Annotated in this window: 17 protein-coding genes; 7 read left to right on the top strand and 10 right to left on the bottom strand. The window is 58.0% G+C overall.

Annotated features, from left to right (window positions below):
* Positions 1-20 precede the first annotated feature (20 nt).
* From FO268_RS11220 to gspE, 10 genes are all read right to left on the bottom strand, one after another.
* Entirely contained in the window at positions 21-686 is a 666-nt protein-coding gene (locus tag FO268_RS11220) for a GNAT family N-acetyltransferase (protein ID WP_150992944.1), read from the bottom strand.
* 22 nt (positions 687-708) lie between these two features.
* On the bottom strand, positions 709-1,239 hold the full coding sequence (gene gspM, locus FO268_RS11225; RefSeq protein WP_150992946.1) for a type II secretion system protein GspM: 531 nt from the start codon (positions 1,237-1,239) through the stop codon (positions 709-711).
* A 4-nt stretch (positions 1,240-1,243) separates the two neighbouring features.
* On the bottom strand, positions 1,244-2,560 hold the full coding sequence (gspL, locus tag FO268_RS11230) for a type II secretion system protein GspL (RefSeq protein WP_150992948.1): 1,317 nt from the start codon (positions 2,558-2,560) through the stop codon (positions 1,244-1,246).
* Positions 2,561-2,629: 69 nt separating this feature from the next.
* Positions 2,630-3,652, bottom strand: coding sequence for a type II secretion system minor pseudopilin GspK (gene gspK, locus FO268_RS11235; protein ID WP_225316625.1), 1,023 nt, complete (start codon positions 3,650-3,652; stop codon positions 2,630-2,632).
* Complete coding sequence (gene gspJ, locus FO268_RS11240; protein WP_150992950.1) at positions 3,649-4,431, bottom strand: type II secretion system minor pseudopilin GspJ; 783 nt, start codon at positions 4,429-4,431, stop codon at positions 3,649-3,651. The genes gspK and gspJ overlap by 4 nt, the downstream gene beginning before the upstream one ends.
* Positions 4,431-4,805, bottom strand: coding sequence for a type II secretion system minor pseudopilin GspI (gspI, locus tag FO268_RS11245; RefSeq protein WP_150992952.1), 375 nt, complete (start codon positions 4,803-4,805; stop codon positions 4,431-4,433). Before gspI ends, gspJ begins: the two co-directional genes overlap by 1 nt.
* Positions 4,802-5,335: a type II secretion system minor pseudopilin GspH gene (gspH, locus tag FO268_RS11250; protein WP_191966947.1), complete on the bottom strand. Its 534-nt coding sequence runs from the start codon at positions 5,333-5,335 to the stop codon at positions 4,802-4,804. The genes gspI and gspH overlap by 4 nt, the downstream gene beginning before the upstream one ends.
* A 2-nt stretch (positions 5,336-5,337) precedes the next feature.
* Positions 5,338-5,775, bottom strand: coding sequence for a type II secretion system major pseudopilin GspG (gspG, locus tag FO268_RS11255; protein WP_225316628.1), 438 nt, complete (start codon positions 5,773-5,775; stop codon positions 5,338-5,340).
* Positions 5,776-5,844: 69 nt separating this feature from the next.
* Positions 5,845-7,056 carry a type II secretion system inner membrane protein GspF gene (gene gspF / locus FO268_RS11260; protein ID WP_150992958.1) on the bottom strand — a complete coding sequence of 404 codons (1,212 nt, stop codon included), beginning with the start codon at positions 7,054-7,056 and terminating at the stop codon, positions 5,845-5,847.
* Positions 7,057-7,060: 4 nt separating this feature from the next.
* Positions 7,061-8,569 carry a type II secretion system ATPase GspE gene (gene gspE, locus FO268_RS11265; protein ID WP_150992960.1) on the bottom strand — a complete coding sequence of 503 codons (1,509 nt, stop codon included), beginning with the start codon at positions 8,567-8,569 and terminating at the stop codon, positions 7,061-7,063.
* Positions 8,570-8,763: 194 nt separating this feature from the next.
* Here gspE and FO268_RS11270 point away from each other — a divergent pair, with 194 nt between their 5' ends.
* The 7 genes from FO268_RS11270 (at position 8,764) to FO268_RS11300 (ending at position 16,529) form a co-directional block, all read left to right on the top strand.
* Positions 8,764-9,417, top strand: a complete 654-nt coding sequence (locus FO268_RS11270) for a type II secretion system protein N (protein ID WP_150992962.1) — start codon at positions 8,764-8,766, stop codon at positions 9,415-9,417.
* Between the two features lie 8 nt (positions 9,418-9,425).
* Positions 9,426-10,097: a transglutaminase-like cysteine peptidase gene (locus FO268_RS11275; RefSeq protein WP_150992964.1), complete on the top strand. Its 672-nt coding sequence runs from the start codon at positions 9,426-9,428 to the stop codon at positions 10,095-10,097.
* Between the two features lie 100 nt (positions 10,098-10,197).
* Positions 10,198-11,790 carry an FAD-binding oxidoreductase gene (locus FO268_RS11280; protein ID WP_150992966.1) on the top strand — a complete coding sequence of 531 codons (1,593 nt, stop codon included), beginning with the start codon at positions 10,198-10,200 and terminating at the stop codon, positions 11,788-11,790.
* Positions 11,791-11,792: 2 nt separating this feature from the next.
* A complete protein-coding gene (locus FO268_RS11285) occupies positions 11,793-13,400 on the top strand; it encodes a glycerol-3-phosphate dehydrogenase/oxidase (RefSeq protein WP_150992968.1) in 1,608 nt (535 codons plus the stop codon).
* Positions 13,397-14,959 carry an FGGY-family carbohydrate kinase gene (locus FO268_RS11290; RefSeq protein ID WP_150992970.1) on the top strand — a complete coding sequence of 521 codons (1,563 nt, stop codon included), beginning with the start codon at positions 13,397-13,399 and terminating at the stop codon, positions 14,957-14,959. Before FO268_RS11285 ends, FO268_RS11290 begins: the two co-directional genes overlap by 4 nt.
* Positions 14,960-15,066: 107 nt before the next feature.
* The gene (locus FO268_RS11295; protein ID WP_150992972.1) at positions 15,067-15,909 is read left to right on the top strand and encodes a cytochrome c oxidase assembly protein; all 843 of its coding nucleotides are present in this window, start codon (positions 15,067-15,069) and stop codon (positions 15,907-15,909) included.
* Complete coding sequence (locus FO268_RS11300) at positions 15,906-16,529, top strand: SCO family protein (RefSeq protein WP_150992974.1); 624 nt, start codon at positions 15,906-15,908, stop codon at positions 16,527-16,529. Before FO268_RS11295 ends, FO268_RS11300 begins: the two co-directional genes overlap by 4 nt.
* Positions 16,530-16,549: the final 20 nt, after the last annotated feature.

The raw sequence follows: 16,549 nt of genomic DNA on the forward strand, positions 1-16,549 counted from the left end.
AATGCAAAAAACCTGCTCGCTTATCCGGGGGCCATTGCGGCCTCTCCGGCACGGACCTCGCGAAACAGTATGTGGTCTTCAAAATCACCCAGCCGGATGGTACCAAGGCTGCGAAAGCCTTCGGATTCATAGAACGGCAGATATCGGCTATTACCGGTATCCAGCACCAGCCCACTGCCGCGAGGGTTCTCTGCGCACAGTTTTTCCACCGTGGAGAGCAGCATCCGACCATAGCCCTTGTTCTGGTATTTGGGATTGACCCCCATCAATGGCAACTGATGCGCCAGGGGTTGCGGCAGCATTTCCTTGATTTTTTCGTGGTAATCGAGATAACGACGGGTACAGGCAAAGCCGGCGGTAAGGACCATGCGAATCCGCCAGCTGATCTGCTCTGCCAGGTTCAGGCGGAGTTCAGGTTCGCCAATAAATGCGACGGCTACCAGGGTATCATCTGCCATCACCCCAATGGCGTCCTGATCCAGCTCGAAATACAGGTCAATCAGTTCCCGCACTGTGGCTCTTACCCGCTGTTCGTACCCCGGGCGACGATGGTCAAACAGATACTGGAACGTAGGTTCGTTCCGATAGGCGCTGACCAGTATCGATATGGCCTCGTTACGGGCACTTGTGTCGAGACGGACAATAGCCGGTTCCGAGCTGGTCCTGTTGTCTGTGCCGTCAGTCATCCTGTGTTCTCCAGCATTGGTCTCAGATTGTTAAAGTAAGACGTACGGATACCATGCCCGGATCGTTCTGTCGATCCATCGAGGCCTGGTCTATCTGAACACCGTGCCCGGTATTCAGCTGTTCAAGCCAGCTGGCCACCTCGGTAAACGGAGCGCCATCAAGCCAGACCCGTATAGCACTGTCGCCGCTGGGTTCAAAACGCTGCAGCGACAACCCTGCTTCGCCAGCACTGCGGGTAACCAGTGACATCAGCTCACGGCCGTCTTCCGGGGCATCAACCGGGGAGTTGCCCTGACTGCCGCTGGCGCCAGACAGCCTCTTCAGGGCATCGTTATTGGCTTCCATCCAGGCCAATAGCTCAGCCGACCGTTCCCGCTCACTGAGGGCGTCGTCGTGGAAACTTACTGCAGGTGTCCAGACCGCAAAATAAAGAATACCCAGCAACACGGCAATCGCCAGGACGGTCAAAGCCTGCTGGTCCCTGCGGGGTAACTGGTCATACTGGGCAATCAGTTTGCCCACCGCTGGCTGTTCCCTGATTCTGTTCAACATGACGTTATCCTCCTGAGACCGTCAACCGACCGCGGGCGCCGTCGGATTCGTTCACCACTGAACCGATTTCTGCCTTCAGCCCCTGGTTGGTGAGGCCATTGCGCAGGGCGCTCAGTTTGTTGTAGCTGTCCGCCCTGACATCCACCGCCAGCTCTCCCCGATTGCGGCTGTAATTGACTGAGTTGAAGACCACCGAACCCGTCTCCGGAATTTTTGAATACTGTTCGCCGGTGTACTTCATAAGAGTGATAAACCCGGTAGCCGGGCCATTTGCCTGCAGCTGGCGCAACTGGCCTTCAACCACCCGGCGCACATTACGCGCATCGGTTCTTGCATCGTCCGGAAACGCCTGACGATAAACAGTCATGGCCTGATCCTGAAGTTCGTCTGCCTTTTGCTGGTGATAAAGGCCCATACCAACCTCAACACCGATCTGGATAACGAACCAGACACTGGCAACCGCAATCAATGGTTTCCACGCCGCCAGCGCACTGGATTTACGGGAACGGATGGCGTACTCACCCTGGCACAGATTGATCGGCTGGCAGAGATGGTGATGATGAGCGTGAGCCAGCAATTCCAGCGGCATCAGTTCCAGAGTCTCTTCCCTGACAGTCAGGCGACCGGAGGACTTGAGCTCGGCGAGATCGGCCTGCTGATGCTCAAATTCCTGTTCGATCCCGTAAACTGTAACCGGCACTTCCGCGACAACTTCATCGGATGGTGGTAGCGCAAGGGTCTGGGCAAACATGGCAAGGTTGCGTGCCTGAACACTGAGCCACTCCCCATGATCGCTCAGCAACATGGCCGTCTCGCCGTCCAGGCAGATCGACCAACCTCCTTCGGTGACTGGAAGCAGGCCTGCGTCGGGGTAAATCGCTTCCAGTTTCAGATGTTCCCACCCACTGAACATCGCAACCCACTCCGCCATGCGGCGACGGTCGACTGCAGCTACCCGGAAGCCTTTTTCAGTGCGGTTACCGAGGGCAAGATGAACGCTCTCAATATCCTGGGCTATCTGTTCTTCCACCGCATAAGGCAACGCCTGGTACACGAACCGCGTCTGCTTCGCCGGGATGTCCGCTATACAGAAAAGTGCCTCTTCGCCCGGGAGCAGGCCCACCATCAGAACGTTTTCGAGATTATTCTGTGCCAGCGTCTGTTCGATATCTTCTTTCGGGTCCGCCGTGCCGCGGGCCTGGGCATCCCCGCTGGCATCGAGCAGAACCCAGTTGTATAACTGGGTTCCCCCGGTGATATCGAGACCGGGATCAGGTGCCTCAAAGGGCGGCAGGGGCCTGACATAAAGGCGATATGACATTCTGAGCAGTTTCCTTTTCAACCCTTCCGGGCGTTTATTGTCGGTACTGATTGTGTTCCAGGGCTCCCGCTATTCTTCGGAGACGCTGAATGGTTCTTTGGTTATCCGGTGTTTCTGGCCGGTGTCCCGGTGCACTGTCTGCATTTCGCCCTCGGGACTGCGGTAAACAGTGCTTACCAGATTGGCAACCCGCTCATCGTAGGTAATCCGGGATACCACTTCAAAAAAACGTGTTTGAACCCCCAGCCCTGTCGATTTCAGACCCAGGCCTGCGAATTCTGGCAAGGCGAGGAAGTCCTGAACGGTCTCGAAACGCTCTTCCTGACGCCTCTCCAGAATAGCGTCTGCCTGAGCCTGTGTCAGTTCTTCATGCAGAGACCGCAGCACAGCCGCCGAAGCGGTATTGACGTTAATACCCAGACCCGCCACCGGCAAGGTTGTTACATGAGGCCGCAATGCCTGGTAAGCCTCTTCGGTCATTCCATCGATCAGTCGCAGCTCCGAGACCGTGACAAAGGGCTGGTTCCCTGCCCGGTAGGCAGGCTCCTGCATCAGATACTGGCCGTCTTCGGCGCCGTAGGCACTAATTGTCTGGTCATCCGGGTCAATCCAGTCAATCAGGGCGTCGACATTCAATGCCGTGATTTCCAGCACCTGGAACAGCCGTGTTACCCGGTCCCGAACCAGCGGATTAACCTGGCCGTTACCGCTTACCAGATCATTCAGATTGATCTTTCCGCCCAGGTCATCAATCTGAACTTCCGCCACACCATTATCGTCCAGGGGCAGGATCGCGGCGTTCTGGGCCCAGAACTCGTCGGGGCTATCCACCATGGTGTTATTTTTTTTATCCTCCTCGAAATCCCGTACAAGGATCTGCCGCGCAAAGGCTTCTGCCCCCAGGGCAACGCTATGGCCCTGCTGTTGCGCCAGGTAGTGGCTGGCACGAAACACCCGCACACTTTGTTGCTGTGTCATCCCACTGGCAAGCATGACCACCAGCGCCATGGCCAGCAACACCATGATCAGTGCCACCCCGCTCTGGCGATGGGCGGGCGAGCGAAGTATCAGGGGCTGATTCTCAGGCATCATTGGCCCCCGGTCTGGGAGTTATCCTGCGGGGCATCGTCATCCTGCTGCTGGGTATCAGTGTCATCCTGATCAGCTTGCGCTTCGTTGGCGGCATTAATAATTCCCTGGGCCTGGCTGGTATCGAAATCCGGCAGCGCGAACGTCCGCACCAGCTCACCAAACCGCTCATGCTCCAGGGTAATTTCGATCCCCAGCGGCAAGGGAACGTTCGGACGGGTACCGGGATTCATGTTTGCCATACTGGCTTCGTCGGGCCAGTCGTCACGCCAGTTACGCTGGTCGTCCAGAAAGCGGACCGCGAAGTCCGTCACATCCGCCAGCAGCATCATGTCCTGGCTGTTGTCTTCCTGGCCCTGATCGACAGAAACCCAGTAGCGACGATGCAGTTCATCACCGGTGTATTCCCAGGCAACCCGTTGCATGGTGCTGCGACGCGTACCCAGCGGATTACGCCACCCCTGGCGAGTAAGCATCAAGGCAAAGTCATCCTCGCGACTGGTCAATGCCGGCTTGAAGTCGCCGTAGACATCGCGGCCGGGGCGATTGACAATCTGGGTGATATCCCGCTCGAGCAGGAGCATGGTGCGTTGAATTGAGTCAAACTGTTCAGCGACTTCGTTTACCCGGTCCCTTGACGCCACCACGCTACCCAGTACCTGCCAGACACCAAGGCCAATGACCGCAGTGATGGTGACCGCAATCAGCATTTCCATCAGCGTGAAGCCGTTGCGCGCAACGGGCGGCCCGCTTCGGAATCGCTTACGCACGGAGACCGGCATCAATTGCCACCCATAAAGGCAGACAGTGTGTGTATCGGCGGCGGATCGGATTCATTGCCACGAAAGCGTGCAACGGTCACCTCCACTCGCAAAATGGCCGGGTCCTCCGTGCCAAGGACGGCCGTTGTGACTTGCCAGCGGGAGGGGCCGTAATCCAGGTCGTCGGTATTCTCAGAAATCTCGGGAGCGTTTTCCTGCAACCGGAGCTCATTGATCCGGTTGTCCGCAATCCAGCCGGCAAGGGTTTTATCCCGTATGCGCTCGTAACTGGAAATGTATTGGCTACCCACTTCCGCCGCGGCCGTTGCAATCAGGCCAAACACCAGCAGCGCAACCAGAACCTCTATCAGTGTAAAGCCGCGCTGGGTATTCATGCCTCGTCGCCTACTTCACTTCCCGGGTAGCGCCACTCCATCGGAGAAAAGCCGTCCGAGGCGATGGTGTGCATTCTGGAATCATCCCGGCCGAGAGTGAACTCCAGTTCGAACGGCGTTGTTTCGCCACTGGAAAAGAACACGACATCCGGGCGCAGGCGATCCTCTTCGGAGGCCAGCCTGGGCGTATCATTCTCGATGTATTCAGTGACTGTTATCCACTCCGGAAAGCCCCGTAACCGGAACATCGGCTCGCCCGGCTCCTTCCACTCACCGCTGCGATCCTCCCAGGCCACAAAGCGATACCCTTCATCATCGAGGATCAGGCCCAGTTCGGTGTTGTTAAGCACTGCCTGCTCTGAGGCGGTCTGCATCAACAGATACAGTTCGCGTACCTCGTTCTCCATTTCGCGATCCCGGGAACTGCCCCCCATCGTCATCACAGCCAGGGAGGCCAGTAACCCTACCACTACCAGGACAACGAGAATCTCGATCAGCGTAAAGCCTGAATGTCGCGCCCTGGTTTGCACAATCAGTCCCTGACGTTCCACACACTGATGTCAGCGTCGTCGCCGTCACCGCCTTCGCGGCCATCGGCACCGTAAGAAAAGAGGTCATACGGACCTTCAGTACCGGGACTGATGTATTGATACTCGTTGCCCCATGGGTCTTCAGGAACACTGTTCAGGTAACCCTCGGGGTTCCAGTTCCGAGGCTCGGGGCTGCCACTGGGTTTGGAAACGAGTGCTTCAAGCCCCTGCTGGGTGGAGGGATAGTTACTGTTGTCCAGACGGTAAAGGTCAAGAGCGTTGGCAATATTGCTCATTTGGGTCTCGGCAACCGTTACCCTGGCCTGGTCGCTTCGCCCCATGATGTTTGGCGCCACGATGGCTACCAGCAGGCCCAGGATGACCATCACCACCATGATCTCGATCAGGGTAAAACCCCGTTGTTCAGTCTGGTTTTTCATTGTCTTGCTCTTCATCGTTCCATGTCTCTGGGTTTCGAAATGGGCCGGCGTCAATAGCCGCTATACGGGCTATCCAACCAGGTTACTCATATTCAGAATCGGGAGCATGATGGCCAACACAATTATCAGCACCACTACGCCCATTACCAGCAACATCATGGGCTCAAACAAACCCACGATGGCCGCGATTTTCGACTGCAGGGTGTTCTCCTGCATGGAGGCGGTCCGCTCCAGCATACTGTCCAGTTCGCCGCTGGCCTCACCGCTGGCAATCATGTGCAGCATCATCGGCGGGAAATACCCGGTCTGGTCCAGTGAGCGATGCAGTGAACCGCCCTCGCTCACTTTCCTTGCTGCGTCCCTCAGTTCCTGGCGCAGGTAGTCATTGGATAATACCTCGCCTGCAATTCGCATGGCATCCACCAGGGGAACGCCACTGGTGGTCAGGATGCTGAGTGTGCTTGCATATCGGGCGGTGTTAACGCCACGAACCATGCCGGCGAACAGCGGCATATTCAGCAAGCTTTTGTGAAACTGCAGCCTGAATGCCGGCTTGCGCAGGGACCAACGAAATGCCGCGATACCGAGAATAATCAGTATCAGAAGATAGATACCGTAATCTCCCAGGAAATCCGATACCGCCAGCATGGCGGATGTCAGTGCGGGTAATTCCTGGCCCTGCTTCACAAATACTTCGATGATATCCGGCACCACGTAGGTCAGCAGGAAAACCACGATGGCGATGGCCACCACACTGAGGATAATCGGGTAAATGGCTGCCAGCTGGATCTTCTGGCGTGACTCCTGCCGGGCTTCGGTGTAGTCCGCCAGACGGTTGAGCACCAGATCAAGGTGCCCTGCGTGTTCACCGGCTGCGACGGTGGAACGATACAAGCGGGGGAAAGCCCGGGGAAATTCACCAAGACTGTCCGCCAGGCTATACCCTTCCATGACTTTCGCGCGTATAGCAATCAGCATGCTGCGAATCCGCGGACTCGATGACTGCTGGGCTGCCGCAGAGAGCGCCTGCTCGATGGGGATGCCGGATTGTATCAGTGTCGCCAGTTGTCGGGTGACAAGCGCAAGATCGGCGGTTGCAAGACCACCCCGACTGCTCAGTGGGTTGCTGCGGGTCTGCTTTTCGGTGGCCGGCTCAACCGCCAGGGGCGTCAGGCCCCTTTCACGCAGTTGCTGGCGTACTGCACGGGGTGCATCCGCTTCAACCACACCCTGTTTCTGCTTGCCACGACTATCGAGAGCTTTGTATTCGAACGCTGGCATGAATCTACCTGCTCCGGTGGGTCACACGAAGGACCTCTTCAACCGTGGTCACCCCATCCAGGATCTTCTGAACGCCATCGGAGTGGATACTCGGGCCATGGAGCCGGGCTTCATGTTCGAGATCCAGCTCCCCTGCCCGTTTGTGGATCAGAGAGCTGATCTCTTCGTTCACTTCAACCACTTCATAGATACCTATACGGCCGCGGTAGCCCAACTGGTTGCAGTGCTCGCATCCTTTGGCCCGATAGATGGTTGGCGGCCGGGACGGATCCTGCTGCAGAAACTCGCAATGTTCCTCACTGGGCTCGTAGGGCTCGCGGCAGTCCTTGCAGAGCACCCGCACCAGCCTCTGGGCAACAATGCCCACCAGACTGGAAGAAATCAGGAATGGCTCGATGCCCATATCCATAAGGCGAGTGATGGCGCCTACGGCCGTGTTGGTGTGCAGGGTGGACAGTACAAGGTGGCCCGTCAGGCTGGCCTGGACTGCTATTTCAGCCGTTTCAAGATCCCGGATCTCACCAATCATCACCACGTCCGGATCCTGGCGCAAAATCGCCCTCAGGCCCCGGGCAAAGGTCATGTCCACCTTGGTGTTCACCTGGGTCTGGCCGATACCGGGCAGATTGTACTCGATAGGATCCTCAACCGTCAGGATGTTGCGGCTGCGGTCGTTAATCTCCTGCAGCGATGCGTACAGGGTTGTGGACTTACCGGAGCCGGTCGGGCCGGTTACCAGCAGGATGCCGTAAGGACGGTAAATCAGCTTGCGCAGTATCTTCAGGTCGTTGCCGGCCATGCCCAGAGATTCCAGGCGGATACTGCCAGCCTGCTTGTCGAGCAGACGCAGCACCACCCGTTCACCACTGGAGGACGGCATGGTCGAGACCCGGATATCCACTTCCCGGCCGGCGACACGAAGGGCGATACGGCCGTCCTGTGGTACACGCTTTTCAGCAATGTCCAGCTTGGCCATAACCTTGATACGGGATACCAGCAACGGTGCCAGGGCCCTTTTCGGCTGAACCACTTCCCGCAACACACCATCTACCCGGAAGCGGACAACGAGGCGGGTTTCGTAGGTTTCAATATGAACATCGGAGGCGCTGGATTTGACCGCCTCTGTGAGAATTGCATTGATCAGCCGGATTATCGGGGCGTCGTCTTCCTGTTCCAGCAGATCTTCCGTTTCCGGTACCGAGTCTGCCAACGAGGCCAGATCCATGTCATCGCCGATACCTTCCACCATTTGCATGGCCTCGGCGGAGTCGTTCTGATAGGCCGCGTTCAGGGCCGCATCAAATCTCGCCGGCTCAATGGTGGAAAATCTGGCCCGGCCACCACTGATGCGATTGGCTTCGGCCAGTGCAGAATGACCGGCACCCGGGCGCACCAGGATAACGGGCTCGCCGTGGTCGTCGCGGGTCAGAATCACGCCGTTGCGCTTGGCGAACGTAAATGGAAGACGGCCCAGCGGAGCATCCTGCGGCTGAAGTTCTGTGTCTGTGTCCACGATCGTCCTCGTTTTGTTGCCGGGGCCGGAAGGCGAGAGTTCCAGAATCCCTTTTTATTCAATTAATTCAGAAAGGCTACCATAGGATATGGAACCGCTGAATAACTCTATACACTATACTGCCAATAAAACGTTTCAGTCTGATAACCTGTGAGCCTTTTGCCGGCTCTCATCAGCGCTTTTCGGGACAATCCATGCTTTTAACCAGCTCGAGGTTACCACTGTTACTCGCCACCGTCGCAGGCATTACCATGATCACTGTGACAGCCTGGCAGGGATATCGTTTCTGGCAGAACGAAACCGATACCACCACCTCCACCCCGGCCATGCCTACGCAGACAACGACCAATGTCCCGCAGGAGCCGAACATCAATCTGGCCTCTCTTGACCTGTTTGGCAAACCCGGCGAGGTAGCGACTGAGGCAGAAGCAGACACCGAGAATCTGCCGGAAACCAATCTGCGGCTATTCCTCCGGGGTGTATTGGCCGCTTCCGGAGATTTTCCGGGCAGTGCGCTGATCGAAGACGACAAAAGCAAAACCGAAGCCTATCTTGTTGGTGACGAGCTGCCCGGAAACGCCACGCTTCGTTCCGTGCGGTCAAACCGGGTCATCATTGAGAGAGGTGGCAAACTCGAAAATCTGTATTTCCCGGAAGATGAAGACCGGTCGGGCGTATCCCTGGCATCCACTCAAACCGCCGATGATCAGCAGGAGCCGCAGGCCCAGGCCCGACCAGCCAATACAGATCAGTCGTCCTCCAACGCCGGTGACAACAGTGAGCAACGCCGGGAAGAAATCCGCCGGCGACTGGAGCAACTTCGTGAACGCCTGAGAACCAACAACTGAGGACATCCATGGAGACGGCCATACTGATACCCCCACGCCGCTGCTCCCTACTCTCTTTGATCTCGGTGTTCATGATGGTTACCACACTGACGGTGGCCGCTTTCGAGCTGGGCGAGAAACTGATGGACTATGTCCGCTCCGAATTCGGTGATGAAGCCCACGGCCGCCTCAAAACCTGGCAAAACCTCCACAACATGGCCTCAAATGCCCCCGTCGACCGGCAGCTCCGGCTGGTCAACTCCTTCTTCAACCGCGCCCGTTTTGTAACCGACATGGAACACTGGGGCGAGGAAGACTACTGGGCCACGCCCGTAGAATTGCTCACTACCAACGGTGGCGACTGTGAGGATTTCTCCATCGCCAAGTACCTGACACTGAAATCCATGGGGGTGCCGGATGAACAGCTGCGCATCGTGTATGTCAAAGCCCTGGAGCTCAACCAGGCCCATATGGTGCTGGCATGGTATCCAGAGCCCGACGCGGACCCGCTGATACTCGATAACCTCATCAACGCTATCAAACCCGCATCCCAGCGCCCGGACCTTGAGCCGGTCTACAGCTTCAACGGCGATGGCCTGTGGCTGAATCAATCCGGCGGTGACAACAAGCGCATTGGCGAAGCCGAGAAACTCTCCCACTGGCAGGATCTGAACTCACGGCTTATGGACAGCCTCCGGTGACGTCATAAGACACAACACTTGTCGCCAAGTGACATAGCCGCCGCAAAAATTGCCGGTACAATCCAGGGCATACTGAAACCACTGTGGAAGGATGACCAATATGCGACGCTGGAACGGCTGGGGCGACGACCAGTTCAACCTCGAATTACCGGATGGCGGGCGCCAGTTCCTTGAAGATCGCATCGGTACTGCCACCCCACTCAGTGACACTTCCCTTGACGCTGCCTGTGCACAGGTGCCGGCCAGCCGTTTGCCAGAGCATCCTGAGGTGGTCACAACGCCGGAAGACCGGGTACGCCACGCCCGTGGCCAGAGCCTGGCTGACTGGCTTGCCATGCGCAGTGGTGACTTCGGTGTTTTCCCGGATGGGGTGGCTTACCCCGAATCATCCCAGGCTGTCGCAACGCTGCTTCGCTACGCCGGGGAACATGGTCTTGCCGTGATTCCCTACGGCGGCGGAACCAGCGTTGCCGGGCATATCAACCCGGTTGAGGGCGAGAAACCGGTGTTGACCGTCGATATGGGCCGCATGAACCGGCTGATAGATCTGGACCGCGAAAGCCAGATTGCCACCTTTGGGGCCGGCACTCCCGGCCCGCTGGTGGAATCCCAGCTACGGGCGCAGGGCTATACCCTCGGTCACTTCCCCCAGTCGTTCGAGCTGTCCACTATCGGAGGCTGGGTAGCCAGCCGTTCCAGCGGCCAACAGTCGCTGCGCTATGGGCGTATTGAGCAGTTATTCGCGGGAGGACGCATTGAAACACTCAAGGGCACACTGCAGATCCCTACCTTCCCTGCCTCCAGTGCTGGCCCCGATATCCGCGAATTGATTCTGGGCTCCGAGGGCCGCATAGGTCTGATCACGGAAGTAAAGGTAAGGGTTACACCCCTGCCCGCCCATGAGAGCTTTCACGTGGTGTTTTTCCCCTCCTGGGACAAAGCCAGGACGGCCTGCCGTAAGCTGGTCCAGAACCGCACCCAGCTTTCCATGCTGCGACTGAGTAACGCCACCGAGACCGAAACCCAGCTTGCACTCGCAGGGCATCCCGCTCTGATCGGCATGCTCGAATCCTACCTCTCCCTGCGCGGAACAAAAGACGGCAAGTGCATGATGACCTTCGGCATCACCGGCAGTAAACGCCAGTGCAGCAATGCCCTGAAAGAAACCCGTTCCATCTGCAGCGAATACGACGGCATTTACACCGGCAGAAAGCTGGGGGACAAATGGGCCGCCAAACGCTTCACCATGCCCTACCTGAGAGAAGCTCTGTGGCAGTTAGGCTATGCCGTCGACACCCTGGAGACGGCCACCGACTGGGATAACGTTGATCATCTCTTGAGCCGAATTGAAGAAAACCTGCGTAACCAATTGAATGAAGAGAAAGAGTCAGTCCACGTATTCACTCACCTTTCGCATTTTTACCCCCAGGGCTGCAGCATCTACACCACCTACGTGTTCCGGGTTGCTGACAGCTATGACAAGACCCTGGCCCGCTGGAAGGCCCTCAAAGACAGTACGTCTGCCGTTATCGTCAATAATCGCGGCACCATCAGCCACCAGCACGGCGTCGGTAAAGATCATGCCCCCTACCTCCCGGTCGAGAAAGGTGAGCTGGGCATGCTGGCGATTGGCACGCTGTGCCATACCTTCGACCCGGCAGGGCTGCTGAATCCCAAAACACTGGTTGAATAACAATGCCACAGACCCGCGCACAGAAACTGGACCCGCTCAGGAACGGCCACCAGGAGTTTGACATTGTGGTGATTGGGGGCGGTATCACCGGTGCCGGTGTTGCCCGGGAGGCGGCAGGCAGCGGCCTGCGCACATTGCTGGTGGAACAGAGTGACTTCTCCTGGGGCACTTCCAGCCGCTCCTCAAAAATGGTTCACGGTGGCCTTCGTTATCTGGGCAGTGGCCAGTTCAACCTGACAAGAGACGCCGTACGGGAGCGGGAGCGTTTGATGGCAGAGGCTCCGGGGCTGATCGACCCTCTGCGCTTCATCATGCCCCATTACCGAAAACAGTTCCCCGGCCCCCGTTTGTTCCAGATCCTGTTACAGGTATACGACCGGATAGCCCGGAACCCGTCGAGACAACGGCTGACTCCTGCTGAAACCCTCCAATGGGTGCCCGGGCTGGCGACCGACAACCTGGTAGCAGCCAGTGGGTTTACCGATGCTGTCACCGACGATTCTCGGCTGGTCCAGCGGGTGATTGAAGAAGCCGAAGCAGACGGCGCCCTGTGCCTGAATTACCTGCAGGCGGATGCGATCGTTTGGGACGAAGACAGCTCCGCGGTAACCGGCGTCCAGCTTCGTGACAACGTAACTGGCGGGCAGGCATTCACCGTCAATACCCGGCTGGTAGCCAACGCCACCGGGGCATGGGCTCAGGCCCTTCAAAAGACGGAGAAGGATGGTAGCCGCATCCGGCCACTTCGTGGGAGCCATCTGGTTCTGCCATTCAGCAGGCTCCCGGTATCGTGCTCGGTTTCACTGTTTCATCCACAAGACCGCCGCCCGGTTTTCGCGTTTCCCTGGCAGGGCACAACCGTGCTGGGCACCACAGATCTTGACCATGAGAACGCGCTTTCTTGTGAACCTGCAATTACCAGGGAAGAGCTTGATTACCTGCTGCAAATCTCACAAACGCTGTTCCCGGCCAGCGGTATCACCGAGAGCGACATCATCGCAACCTGGGCGGGAGTGCGGCCAGTGGTCACCGAACAGAGCTCAAGCGGAAAGCCTATAAAACCCTCCAAGGAAAACCGGGAGCATGTGATCTGGTACGACAGCGGGCTGATCAGTATTGCCGGTGGCAAGCTGACGACCTTCCGGCTTATAGCCCGGGAAGTGCTTGAAAAAGCACAGCATTTGATGCCGGATTTCTCACTCAGGGATAACGCCGCCCGCGTATTTTCCCCAGTTGCAGACGTAGAACGGCCGGATAGCATCAGCCATCGCAACTGGAAACGCCTTCAGGGCTTCTATGGGCCCGCGCTGGCCAGTGTTCTGAACGCCGGCACCCATGAGACGGTGCCCCACTCGGAAACCCTTTGGGCGGAACTGGCCTGGGCCGCGGCCAACACGGGCGTTGTTCACCTGGATGATCTGTTGCTTCGCCGGACCCGATTGGGGCTGACGTTGCCGTCCGGGGCCAGTGAGGTTCTGCCGGACATCCGCAAGGTATGCCAGCCCATCCTTGGCTGGAATGATGACACCTGGGAACATGAGCAGAACCGCTATCTTGGCATATGGCAATCCAGCTATTCCCTGCCGGCCGGTGGCGGGGATGCTGCATGAATACCAAAGACCCGCTGATTCTGGCCATCGACAACGGCACCCAGAGTGTTCGCGCCCTGCTTTTTGACACCCGGGGAAACCTGGTGGGCAAAGGGAAACAGGACATAGAACCCTACTTCTCCGAGCAACCCGGCTGGGCCGAACAGCACCCGGAGTACTTCTGGGAGGCTCTTGGCAAGGCGTGTGACCTGCTGTGGCAGAACACGACAGCCAATCCTGGGCAGGTTGCAGGCGTTACGGTGACCACCCAGCGTGGAACGGTCATCAATCTCGATCAACATGGCGCCCCCCTGCGACCGGCCATCATCTGGCTCGACCAGCGCCATGCCAAAGTAGAAGGGCCGGTTTCCGGCCCCTGGGGCTGGCTGTTCAAACTGCTGCGCCTGGAACCCACGGTCGACCGCTTCCGGGAGAAAACCCAGGCCAACTGGATTGCACAGAACCAGCCGGAGATCTGGGCTGAAACGCGGCATTTCCTGTTGCTTTCCGGTTACCTGAATTACCGCCTCACCGGCCAGTTCCGGGATTCTGTGGGCAGCCAGGTGGGCTACATCCCTTTTGATTACAAGCGCCACCGCTGGGCCGGCAAACGGGATTTCAAATGGCAGACCATGCCGGTCAAACCGGAGATGCTGCCGGAGCTGGTCAAGCCGGGTGATCGCATTGGCGAACTGACGGGCGATGCCGCTGCCCACCTTGGTCTCCCATCATCCGTGCCTGTCATTGCGGCAGCCTCGGACAAAGCCTGTGAGATTCTGGGTTCCGGCGGCCTCAGCCCGGACACCGGCTGCATGAGCTACGGCACCACGGCCACCATCAACACCACCAGCAAGCGCTATATTGAACCGGTTCGCATGATGCCGCCCTATCCCTCTGCCCTGCCCGGACACTATTCCACAGAAGTCATGATCTACCGCGGGTTCTGGATGGTGAGCTGGTTCAAACGGGAGTTCGGCCTGCGGGAACAGAAACTGGCAGAACAGAAAGGCATCGAACCGGAGGCCCTGTTCGATGAGCTGGTCCGTGCCGTACCGCCAGGCTCCATGGGCCTGATGCTTCAACCCTATTGGTCACCCGGAGTGCGCCAGCCAGGGCCGGAGGCAAAAGGGTCCATCATCGGTTTTGGGGATGTACACACCCGGTCCCACATCTATCGTGCCATTCTGGAAGGGCTGGCCTACGCGCTTCGGGAAGGCAAGGAGCGCATCGAGAAACGCAGCGGTGTGCCTATCCGCCGGTTACGGGTGGCTGGCGGTGGCTCGCAGAGCGACGCGGCCATGCAGTTGACCGCCGACGTTTTCGGATTACCCGCCGAGCGGCCCCATACCTACGAAACCTCTGGTCTGGGCGCTGCTATCGATGCTGCCGTGGGGCTGGGACTTCACCCGGACTTTGAAACCGCAGTCACCGCCATGACCCGCGTTGGCGATGTCTTTTATCCCGCTGACGACACCCGACAGCTGTACGAGCGCCTCTACCGCGAGGTGTATCTGAAGATGTACCCGCAACTCCAGCCCCTGTACCAAAAAATACGGGAGATCACCGGCTACCCCCGATAATACCCCACCCCAACAATCGCTTGAATTTAGCCGCCAGTCCGGTAAAACTCTGAACCTGCCACAACAATAATTCCCTGGTTTCGCCACAGCGCATTAAGGCACACCCCATGTCCGTCGCAGAGTACCTGATACCTTATGATTTCTCGCCCGTGACGATAGCGGGTTTTATGCTCGTGCTGGGGTTTTACGGCTATGGGCTGCTAAACATGCCCGAGGAAGATCGACCCGGCAGTGGCCGCATACTAGTCTTCATGGTCGGTGTGATGATGTGTTATGCCGTTATGCAGACCCGCTTTGATTACTACTCCCAGTACATGTTCTTCGTTCACCGGGGCCAGCACCTGATTCTTCACCATCTCGGCCCCTTCCTGATTGCACTGTCCAACCCCCTGCCGGTCATGCGTTTCCTCCATGGCCGCATCAAACCCGGTATCCGGCGGGCACTGGTACCGTTAGGATGGATATACCGGTTCCTGCAGCACCCGGCCATCGCCTCGTTCCTGTTCGTGGGGTTGATCTACTTCTGGCTCTGGCCGCCCATCCATTTCGACGCCATGCTCAGCCGTGACCTTTACTGGATCATGAACTGGAGCATGCTGCTGGATGGTCTGCTGTTCTGGGGGCTGATCTTCGATCCCCGTTCACCGATGAACAGCAATGCCCTGGGCTATGGCAAACGTATCCTGTTGCTGGCGCTGGTGGCCATACCCCAGATGGTCCTTGGCGCCACCATCGTTTTCTCGCGCGGCATGGTCTACGACGTTTACGAGGTGTGTGGCCGGGCCTGGCCAATGGCGCCGGAGACCGACCAGCTGCTGGGCGGACTGCTCACCTGGATTCCGCCAGCGATGATGAGCATTCTCGGCATACTGATCATCCTTCGCCGCGCGATGCGCGAGGACGGCAAAATAACCCCCTATTCCGAAGAACTGAAGGCAACCCATTCATGAGCAACAGATTCAGGCTCCCCTTGCCCATATTATTGCCCGTTACCACCCTGATCGCGGTGGCGGTGCTAATGACTGGCTGCTTCAGTGATGACCAGTCCTGGCGCAGCAAGGACATCAGCGGGCTGATGCCGGAGCTGGCGTTCGAGCTGACGGACACCTCGGGCGAGACGATCACCGCTGATGAAACCGACGGCGAAATCCGGATGGTGTTCTTCGGCTTCACCCACTGCCCGGACGTGTGCCCTACTACGCTGCAGAAGCTGTCCCGTGCCGTGAAAGATATGCCCGCAGAATTTCAGGAAGAAACCCGGATTGTCTTCATCAGCGTCGACCCCGGCAGGGATACACCTGAACGCATCAGGAGTTATGTGGATTTCTTCAGTGAAAGGGCCATAGGGCTGACCGGCGAAGAACAGGCGCTGCGGAAACTGAGCAAACGCTACCGCACTACCTTCGGCTATGACGACCCTGATGAAGAGGGCAACTACAACGTCTCCCACAGCGGAGCCGTGTATGTGTTCGACCGCGAGGGCGATGCTCGCCTGCTGTTCAGGCCGGAACTGAGTGTTGAAGACATCCGGGCAGATCTTGTAACCCTCGCCGAAGAGAGCAGGACCTGACTCAGAGGCCCTGCCATTGC

Origin of the sequence: Marinobacter denitrificans, assembly GCF_008795955.1 — a bacterium.
Taxonomy (GTDB): domain Bacteria; phylum Pseudomonadota; class Gammaproteobacteria; order Pseudomonadales; family Oleiphilaceae; genus Marinobacter; species Marinobacter denitrificans.